The 9,298-nt window shown below is 68.8% G+C and carries 8 protein-coding genes; 2 read left to right on the forward strand and 6 right to left on the reverse strand.

What is annotated here, in order from left to right:
* Positions 1 to 1,046, reverse strand: a 1,046-nt coding sequence (gene hisC / locus VFF46_RS01725) for a histidinol-phosphate transaminase (RefSeq protein ID WP_325035186.1), incomplete at its 3' end; no start/stop codon positions are given.
* Between the two features lie 145 nt (positions 1,047 to 1,191).
* Here hisC and VFF46_RS01730 point away from each other — a divergent pair.
* Entirely contained in the window at positions 1,192 to 2,064 is an 873-nt protein-coding gene (locus VFF46_RS01730; protein WP_325035187.1) for a dimethylarginine dimethylaminohydrolase family protein, read from the forward strand.
* 7 nt (positions 2,065 to 2,071) lie between these two features.
* Here the strand turns inward: VFF46_RS01730 and VFF46_RS01735 are convergent, their stop codons facing one another.
* Both VFF46_RS01735 and VFF46_RS01740 read right to left on the reverse strand, forming a co-directional pair.
* Complete coding sequence (locus VFF46_RS01735; RefSeq protein ID WP_325035189.1) at positions 2,072 to 2,686, reverse strand: PEGA domain-containing protein; 615 nt, start codon at positions 2,684 to 2,686, stop codon at positions 2,072 to 2,074.
* Between the two features lie 18 nt (positions 2,687 to 2,704).
* A complete protein-coding gene (locus VFF46_RS01740) occupies positions 2,705 to 4,333 on the reverse strand; it encodes a phage tail tip lysozyme (RefSeq protein ID WP_325035190.1) in 1,629 nt (542 codons plus the stop codon).
* Positions 4,334 to 4,505: 172 nt separating this feature from the next.
* Here VFF46_RS01740 and VFF46_RS01745 point away from each other — a divergent pair, with 172 nt between their 5' ends.
* Positions 4,506 to 5,174: a GntR family transcriptional regulator gene (locus VFF46_RS01745; protein ID WP_325035191.1), complete on the forward strand. Its 669-nt coding sequence runs from the start codon at positions 4,506 to 4,508 to the stop codon at positions 5,172 to 5,174.
* 19 nt (positions 5,175 to 5,193) lie between these two features.
* Here the strand turns inward: VFF46_RS01745 and VFF46_RS01750 are convergent, their stop codons facing one another.
* The 3 genes from VFF46_RS01750 to VFF46_RS01760 are packed head-to-tail and all read right to left on the reverse strand — an operon-like array spanning position 5,194 to position 9,205.
* Positions 5,194 to 7,239 carry a hypothetical protein gene (locus VFF46_RS01750; protein ID WP_325035192.1) on the reverse strand — a complete coding sequence of 682 codons (2,046 nt, stop codon included), beginning with the start codon at positions 7,237 to 7,239 and terminating at the stop codon, positions 5,194 to 5,196.
* Positions 7,236 to 8,450: an enolase C-terminal domain-like protein gene (locus tag VFF46_RS01755; RefSeq protein ID WP_325035193.1), complete on the reverse strand. Its 1,215-nt coding sequence runs from the start codon at positions 8,448 to 8,450 to the stop codon at positions 7,236 to 7,238. Before VFF46_RS01755 ends, VFF46_RS01750 begins: the two co-directional genes overlap by 4 nt.
* Positions 8,447 to 9,205, reverse strand: a complete 759-nt coding sequence (locus VFF46_RS01760) for an SDR family NAD(P)-dependent oxidoreductase (RefSeq protein ID WP_325035194.1) — start codon at positions 9,203 to 9,205, stop codon at positions 8,447 to 8,449. Before VFF46_RS01760 ends, VFF46_RS01755 begins: the two co-directional genes overlap by 4 nt.
* Positions 9,206 to 9,298 lie beyond the last annotated feature (93 nt).

The raw sequence follows: 9,298 nt of genomic DNA on the forward strand, positions 1-9,298 counted from the left end.
AGGTCGTTGGCCTCGGGTTCGCCGATCGTGACGCGGACGCCGTCGCCGGGGAACGGGCGGACGGAGACGCCCTCGGCCTGGACGGCTTCGGCGAACTTCACCGTGTCGTCGCCCAGCTCGAGCCAGACGAAGTTCGTCTCGGACTCGGGGACGTCCCAGCCCGCGGCCTGGAGTTCGGCGATCACCCGGCGACGCTCGGCGACCAGGGCGTCGACGCGTTCGAGGAGTTCGTCCTCGAGGGCGAGTGACGCGATCGCGGCTGCCTGCGCGACGTAGCTGACCCCGAACGGCAGCGCGCACTTGCGGATCGCGGCGACCACCGACGGGTGCCCGATCGCGTACCCGACGCGGAAGCCGGCCAGCCCGTACGCCTTCGAGAAGGTCCGCAGTACCAGCACGTTCGGCCGGTCGCGGTACAGCTCGACCCCGTCCACGACATCGGTCTCCCGGACGAACTCGCGGTACGCCTCGTCCAGCACGACCAGCACGTTCGACGGTATGGCGTCGAGGAACGCGACCAGCTCGTCGCGGCGTACTACCGGGCCGGTCGGGTTGTTCGGCGTACAGACCAGCACGACCTTCGTCCGGTCGGTGATCGCCGCCTCCATCGCCTTGAAGTCGTGCCGGGCGTCCGCGGTCAGCGGCACCCGTACCGACGTCGCGCCGGTCAGCTGCACCGCGATCGGGTACGCCTCGAACGAGCGCCAGGCGTACACCACCTCGTCACCGTCCGCGACCGTCGCCTGCAGCAGGTGGTACAGCAGCGCGACCGACCCGGTACCGACCGCGAGGTCACTGACCGGTACGCCGAACCGGTCCGACAACGCCTCGAGCAGGTCGACCGCGCCCATGTCCGGGTACCGGTTCATCTGCGCCGCGGCCTCGGTGGCGGCGGCGAGAACGCCCGGGAGCGGCGGGTACGGGTTCTCGTTGCTGGACAACTTGTACGTCGGCCGGCCGTCCGAGCGCTCCGGCGGACGGCCCGGCAGGTAAGCCGGCACATCGTCCAGACAGGCGCGAAAGCGAACCTCATTGTCAGGGGTCATGCCCGCAGGTTAGTCCTTACCGCAGCCCCGAACCACCCTCCCCGAAAGCACCGTTTGACTCCCGGTACGTCGAGCCTCAAACTGACTGATTGTCGGACAATCAGGGGATCTGGCAATCGGATCTCACCGGTCAGGGAGGGTACTCATGGGACAGCCGCTGGAGTGGGGTCGTCGCTATCTGATGGTCCGGCCGGACCACTTCCGGATCGACTACGTGATCAACCCGTACATGTCGACGCAGGACCAGCCGGACCCGGCGCTCACGCTGAAGCAGTGGGACGCGCTGCGGCAGGCGATCCTGGACGCCGGCGGCGAGGTCGAGGTCCTCGAGCAGCGCGCCGACGCACCCGACATGGTGTACGCGATGAACCTCGGGCTGGCCGCCGCGGACGGCCGGGCGATGCTCTCGCACATGCGGTTCGAGCCGCGCCGGGCGGAGTCGCTGAGCGCGGCGGACTGGTTCACCGGGCACGGCTTCCGGCTGGACCGGATCGGCGCCGAGGGCGTCGGGCCGCACTTCGAGTCCGGTGACGCGTTCGTGTTCGGCGACAGCCTGGTCGTCGGCTACGGCCCGCGGACCGACGCCGAGGCGCTCAAGCACCTGGCGACCGAGTGGGACATCCGGGTCCGCGGCCTGCGGATCGCGCACGAGGGCATGTACCACCTCGACCTGCCGTTCTGCCCGGTGGACAGCACGCACGCGATGATCTACCCGCCGGCCTTCGACCCCGCGAGCCAGGCCGAGCTGTCCGGGATCGTCCCGGACCCGATTGTCCTCAGCGACGAGGAGGCGTTCGCGTTCTCCGCGAACTCGATCGTGGTCGGCGAGACGATCATCATGCCCGCCTGCTCCCCGCGCCTCCGCGACGTCCTCACCGCCCTCGGCCTCCGGGTGGTCGTCCTCGACCTCACCGAATTCCACAAGGGCGGCGGCTCCGCCCGCTGCCTCACCAACCCCCTGGACTTCCCGCTCACCCCGATCAGTACCCCAGGCGGGGAGCTGTTCCTCCCCGCCTGACGTGCCGCTAGCTGTTGGTCCAGATGATGTCGAGGGTGTTCGGATCCCAGCCGTTGCCGGTGATCCACTTCAGGGCGTAGTCCCGGCCTTTGGATCCGAACACGTCGATATGCACGGAGATGGCCAGTGGGTTCTTGGGATCGCTCTTGGACACGGCGCGGGTCGCTTCGAAGCCCTGTCCGACATACGGGAGCGCGCCCAGGATCGGGTACTTCGCGATCAGCCGAGCCTGCATCTCGTCGAAGTTCGCACTGGCCTCGCGCTCGAGCTCGACCTCCTGCTCGGGGTGGTTCTGGACCCATTGCCGGCCCTCGGCACCGTTCGCGTAGAGGTACATCTTGAACGCGGCATTGTCGCCGGTCACCGTGATGTCCTCGCTGTAGCTCTCGAAACCGCGCCGCGTTCCCGCGATGGTGTGCTTGCCGGACTTGACCTTGATCTCGCCGTTGGCCGGGATCTGGTGCCCGTCCAGGGTCAGGGTGAGGTCGTTCGGGATCGACTGCACGGAGAGCTTGGTCTCCGGGGCGCCGCCGCGGAACAGCACGATGCTGCCGATCAGCACGATCAAGACCAACGCCACGACGCCGCCGATCATCAGCGGCCGCCGGTTCTCCTCAAGCATCGCTGCTCCCGTCCCTACTCAGTTCGCCGGCGTCGTCGTCGGCGTCGCGCCGCTCTTCAGCCGGAAGACCCAGAATCCGCCCGGACTGACGTTGTACAGATGGTCCGCGGCCGGGACGTGCTGGCCGAGGGACCCGGCTGCCGAGTCGAACCCGCCGCCTTTCTCGCCCCACGGGCCAACGTACAAGTAGGTGTGGCCGGGACCGTTCAGAATGTCTCCCGGTTTCATCCCGCCTGGTGGTATCGACTCCCAGTGGTCGTACTTGCCAGAGTTGAGCATGTAGTCCCTCTGGGTCGGGGTGAACACGTTCGGGAACTTCGGATCGGCGCCGCTCATGTGCATCACCGTGGCGACGAACCGCCCGCAGTCGGTGTACGGGTCCTGACCGTTCGGACCGTCGTTGTACTTCGCCATCGCGGCCACGTACTCCGGCTTCGCCAGGCTCGCGTCGGTGCCCCAGTGGTTCTTGCCGCTGTCCGGCCAGGCGAGGTTCTTCGCGACCGTCGCGATGTTGCCGCTGCCGGCACCGCACGGGTCGGCCGCCGGGTTCTTCGGATCGGAGGCCGGTGCCACACCCCCGAACAGTCTGAGAATCCGCTCGGCGGCCTTCGCGCGCTCGCCGTAGGTCTCGGCGTTGGGGTTCTCGTGTCCGCCGAAGCGCTCGAACTGGTCGGCGAAGACGTGCGACGCCTCCTCGGCGGTGGTGGACGCCTTGAGTGCGTCTCCCGGACCCTTCTCCGGGACCGGTCCCTCACCGATCAGCTGTTTGCGGAGGAAGTCCAGCTGGTACTCGAGCGAGGCGATCTTGGCATCGTCGGCACCTTCCTTCCGGGACGGAAGGATCATCTTGTCGGCCGGGGTCCATTGCACGATGCCCCACCCGAGAGGCGAGCCGGCCATCTCCGCGGGCGGCGTGATCACGCCGGGGTCGGTGTACTGCTTCCGGCTCGGCTCGACGCCGGACTCGGCGGACATGTTCCCGACGATCCCCGCGGCCTGCTCCTTGGTGTAACCGTTCTGGACGAAGTAGTTGAACGCCTTCTGCTCGTTGTTCGACCCCGAGAGGTTGCCGGTCTGGCAGCTGCAAGCGCCCGCGCTGTCCGAGGGGTCGATCTCGAACGGGTTCTTGTCCGGCTTCTGGGTCTGCCACTTCCCGTTGCCGTCCTTGTCGACCCACAGCTCCCAGTGCAGGTGGTCGCCGCTGATGCCCGGCGGCGGTTCGTTACCCGAGCCGGAGGTCCCGATCTGGTGGCCGCGCGCGACATCCTGACCCACCGAGACGGTGATGCTCCCCATGTCGAGGTACCGCGTCTCGACGTCCTCGCGGCGGATCCGGACCTCGTTGCCGGAGGCCTGGACGACCTTGCCGTCCATCGACGAGAGCACCGCGGTGCCGGCCTTGACGGCGAAGTCGTAGCCCTGGTGACCGGGGAGGCCCGGAGCCGGGGACGTCCAGTCCACGTCGATCTTCTGCGACGCCGTGGGATAACCGAACAGGCTCTGCTGGTCGGAGGATTGCGCGCACTGAGCCTCGGCACTGTCCAGCCCGCCCAGGGCGCTGAGCAGCATGATCACCACGATCACCAGCGGCAGGATGAGCACGAGGGCGATTCCGCCGAGGATCGGCAGCGCTTTGCTGTCTCCCACGATCTGCTCCTCGCTGGCTCGAGTGGACTTCCGCGCCGGTCCGCGGAAGGGGCGGCCACTAGTGGAAAATGGTGCCTGAAAACCGGGTCATCGTGTCGGGAGTTATCCACAGGGTGGGTGGCCGGGGTGGGGCGGGCGCGACAACGGAGCGCGTCTGGACGAGAATCCTCCCATGTACGAACGGCTGCGGGTGGACCGCTCGACCACGGTGGACCGGGTGGTCGACGCGCTGCGGGCGGCGCTGTTCGCCGGTGACCTGGAGCCTGGCACGCCGCTGCGTGAGCAGCCGTTGGCGGAGGCGCTGGGGGTGGCCCGGAGCACGATCCGGGAAGCGATGACGATGCTGGTCACCGAGGGGCTCGCGGTGCGCGAGCCGAACAAGGGGGTCAGCGTCGCGATCCTGCATCCGGCGGCGGTGGCGGACATCTGCCGGGCCCGGTTCGTGCTGGAGTCGGCCGGGATCCGGGCGTGGTTCGACGCCGACGAGGCGGCCCGGGAGCGGGTCCGGGAGGCGATGCGGGTGTTCGCGGCGACCGCGAAGGACGGTGCCGATCCGGAGGCGCTGACCGAGACGCACCTGGCGATCCACCGGAGCCTGGTGGCGCTCACCGGGAGTGAGCGGCTGATCGCTACGGCGGACTCGGTCACCGGTGAGGCCCGCCTGGCGCTGGCCCGGGTGGATGCGCTCCGCCAGGACGCGCGCCAGCAGGTCGCGTCGCACCGCAAGCTGGTCCGGCTGCTGGAGCGCGGTGAGCTCGACGAGTGCGTCGACGAGCTCCGGCGGCACCTCGCCGGCGCCGAGGAGTCCCTCCTCGAAGCCATCGCGATGCCGCCGGGCTGATTCCTCCGCCGTGGTCCTCTCAGCCGGTGGATTCGGTCAGGCCGGCTGCGGTTACGGCGTAGGTGCGCGAACCGACGCGGAGGCCGGTCAGGCGGGCGTCGGGGTCGAGGTCCGCGACCTGGGGGTTGGCGGTGACCGTGCCGTCGAGGGCTACCTCGATGCCGAAGACGCCCTCAAGGACCAGGCTGACCCAGGCGCCGGAGGACGAGCAGGACCAGTCGATCAGGTACGGGAACTGCGGCGGCGACTTCCGGGCGCCGCCGGCCATCGCTGGCTGCGCCTCCTCGACGAAGTGCGCCTGACCGCACGGCCCCTGGTTCGCGGTCTTCGCGAGACCCGGCAGCCAGTCCAGCAGTACGTCGCCACGCCCGAGCGCGAACAGCGCACGCCCCGCGTCGGCCGGCCACGCCGGGTACGCACCGTTCCACTGGTGGTCCGGACGGACGCTGAACGCGGCGTCGGCGTCGTACGGCGACAGTGCACGCATCCAGGTGGGTGTCTGCAGTTCCTTCTGGAAGAATGACACCATCTCCGCGCACTGGGACTCGGACAGGTCATCCGGGATCGTCGTACCGATGAGGTTGAAGTCGTAGCAGTGCCGCACCGGTACCAGCGTGCCGTCCGGCTGGCGGGCGTGCCAGAAGCCCTTGCCCTCGACGTACAGCTCGTTGACGTGGCCTGCCTGCGCTGAGGCGTCCTTACGGAGCAGTGCGGCACGGTCGGCGTCGCCTGAGCGGTCCGCGATCTCGGCCGCCACCCGCATGCACCAGACGTTGGCTGCGTTGAAGCTGGCCACCTCGTGCACGTAGCTGCTCACGCACTCCAGCAGGTTGTCGATGCCGCCGTAGTCGGCCAGCGCGTGCTTACCACGCAGCCCGCGCCAGGCGGTCGCCCAGTCGTGGACATGCTCTCCGACCGGCTTCGTACCAACGGAAACATCCAGAAACGCCGAGTCGCCGGTGAAGCGCACGTAGTCGCGCACCAGACGGGTCATGGCGAAGTCGTTGACGGAGTACCACTGCCCTACCGGTCCGCCGGTCAGCCACTCGGTGCCGAAGTGCTCGTGGATGTCCAGGTCGATCCAGTGCTCGATGTGCTTGCGCATCGGCTCCGGGTCGAGCAGGGCGTGCGTCAACGAGGACAGGCTGTAGTCCCAGATGAACGTCGTGGTCTGCCAGTACCGCGGCATCAACGTGTCGTACGTCCGTCCGAGCACGCTCGCCGGATTGTCGCGGCGGAACCAGATCACGCCGAGCACGCCCCACCAGTACAGCTTCTGCAGGGCCTCGTTCGACGTCTCCAGCACCGGCAGGGACCCGCTGAAGCCTTCGCTGGACGGGTCGAACGCGTCCGCGATCGCAACGTCCCACATGCTCTCCGCGACCGAGATCACGGCCGGTACGTCGGCCACGCACACGTCGAAGTGCTCCGTCGCCTCGTCCAGCGAGCCGGCGATCACGTGGACGTACGACAGCCGCGCGCGCCCGTCCGCATCCAGTACGACGCTCGCCTCGAGCATGTCCCGGTCCACGGTGCTGGGAACGTCGAGACCCTGGAGGCTCACGGCGGATCCGGACTCGCCGGTGCCGACAACCCGATTGCCGACAATCTTCAGGGTGTTGGGCTCGGACGGGGGCTGGTAGTTGCTCCAGGCACCAGGTGAGCGGGTCGCGGTACTGGCCATCGACAGCCCCAGCTGGACGCGGCGCCCCGGTGTGCCGGAGATGTCCAGTTGTACGACGACGGCCGGTCTGCCCGGGGCGCAGGCGGTTGTCGTGCGTACCTCGAGGCCGTCCACCGTGGTGGAGCGGACGACGCAGTCCGGGCGCCACACGACCTCGACCGTGCCGCCGTACGAGCGGGCCAGGCGGCCGTCGACGTACAGCTGGCCGGTGATCGTGTCGCCGTGCGAGTACGGCGGGAAGTTCACGCTCCGGATCGCGACGACGTCATGGTCGACCTGCGCGGTGCCGAGGAAGTTCGTCAGCCCGGGCGGGTTGAACATGTCGTCGTACGTGTGGGTGAGGACGTCGCTCGCCAGGTCGGCGGAACGCGGAATCGTCATGACGGGTCTGCCCAATCGGTGTTCGGTAGCAGGGGGTACCAGTCCGGGCGGGCCGGATCGCGGTCGTACGGGTAGGGGCCGAGCTCGCGGAACAGTTCGGCGTACTCGGCCAGCTTGTCGCGGTCCAGCTCGACGCCGAGACCCGGCGCGTCCGGTACCGCGATCGCACCGTCGACGTACGGAAGCTTGCCGCCGGCAATGATGTCGTCGCGCAGGTGGTGATAGTGCGCGTCCGCGGAGAACGACAGGTTCGGTACGACGGCACCGAGGTGCAGCATGGTCGCGAGCTGGATGCCGAGCTCGCCCGACGAGTGCACGGCGACGCCGAGCTGGAACGTCTCGCAGACGCCGGCCGCCTTGATGCACGGGCGGATGCCGCCCCAGAACGTCGTGTCCAGCAGGATCACGTCGACGGCGGGGTCGCGGACGTTCGCGGCGAGCTGCTCGAAGTTCACCACGACCGTGTTGGTGGCCAGCGGGATCGGTGTGTTCTCGCGGACCCGGCGCATCCCGTTCAGGCCCCAGGTCGGGTCCTCGAGATAGTCGTTGTCGAGGTCCTCGATGCCGCGCGCGAACCGGATCGCCTCCTCGACGCTGAACGCGCCGTTCGGGTCGAACCGGACCCGATGCCCCGGGAACGCCTCGGCCAGCGCGCGGAAACACTCGCGCTCGTAGTCCGGCGGGAACACGCCGCCCTTCAGCTTGTGCACGCTGAACCCGTGCTCGTCGACCAGTTCCCGCGCATGCGCGACCAGCTGGTCGGCGATGCGAATCTCACCGGTGCCGTCGTCGTTGGCGTGCCGGAAGAACAGGTAGCTGGCGAACGGCACGCGGTCCCGGACTTTGCCGCCGAGCAACGCGTGCACGGGTACGCCGAGCTCGCGGCCCTGCAGGTCCAGGCAGGCGAATTCGATGGCCGCCAAGAGTTGCGTGCGGTTGTTGTACAGGCTCGCGGTCGGGTTCGCGAGCATCCAGCGCAGCGCCTCGGTGCGCGCCGGGTCGTGGCCGACCAGGTACTCCTTCAGCCCGGCGACCGCGGCCTCGGCACTCTGCCCGCCGCCGCCCATCTCGCCCAGCCCGATCAGCCCGTTGTCGGCCTCGACCTCCACGACAGTCCGTACGAAACGTCCCCAGTGCGCTCCGTTGCTGTGTCGCAGCGGCGCCTCCAACGGCATCGTCACCGTGGTCGCGCGTACGTCGACGATCTTCACTTCTGGTCCTCCGGCAGTACGACGGGCAGTCCGGCGGTCAGGCCGCCGTCGACCTTCACGTCCGCCCCGGTCACGAACGACGCGGCCGGCGAGGACAGGAAGTAGATGACCTCGGCAACTTCTTCCGGGTTCGAGACCCGGCCGAGCGGGTGCGAGCGGCCCCATTCGGCGACCACCTCGTCGGTGGCCCGGTCGCCGGCGAACTGGGCGGCCGAGGTACGCAGCATCGGGGTGTCGACCGATCCCGGGCAGACGGCGTTCACCCGGATCCCGTCCGGGGCGTGGTCGACCGCCATCGCGCGGACCAGGCTGAGCAGGGCGCCTTTACCCATCGAGTACGCCGCGACGCCGGTCTGCGCGGCGTACGCCTGCACGGAGGAGACCACAACGACACTCCCGCCCCGCGGCAACTTCGGGACGAACGCCTGGCAGGCGAAGAACACCCCACCGACGTTCACCGCGATCACTTCGTCGTACACGGTCGCCGGCGTGTCGACAACAGTTCCGTACCGCTGGATGCCAGCCGCACACACCAGCGCGTCCACCGCGCCAAGCTCCTCAGCAACCGCCGCCAGCGCAGCCCGATCCGAGACATCTACCTGGATGCCGGTTACCCGGTCATCAAGAGAAGAGAGGTTCCGGTCGAGCACGATCACTTGGTCGCCGGCTGCCAAGAACCGTTCGACGGCGCCTCGGCCGATGCCGGCAGCACCGCCGGTGACCACGACCGTCCGGGCACCGGATCCCAGGGCCATCACAATCCTCCGTTTCCCTGCGGCGCACGCTCAGCGCGTCCGCGCTCGGGCGATGGTGATGGCCTGGGGATCCGCGAGTACGACATATGCGTC

It is taken from the genome of Kribbella sp. (assembly GCF_035655035.1).
Classification (GTDB): Bacteria; Actinomycetota; Actinomycetes; order Propionibacteriales; family Kribbellaceae; genus Kribbella.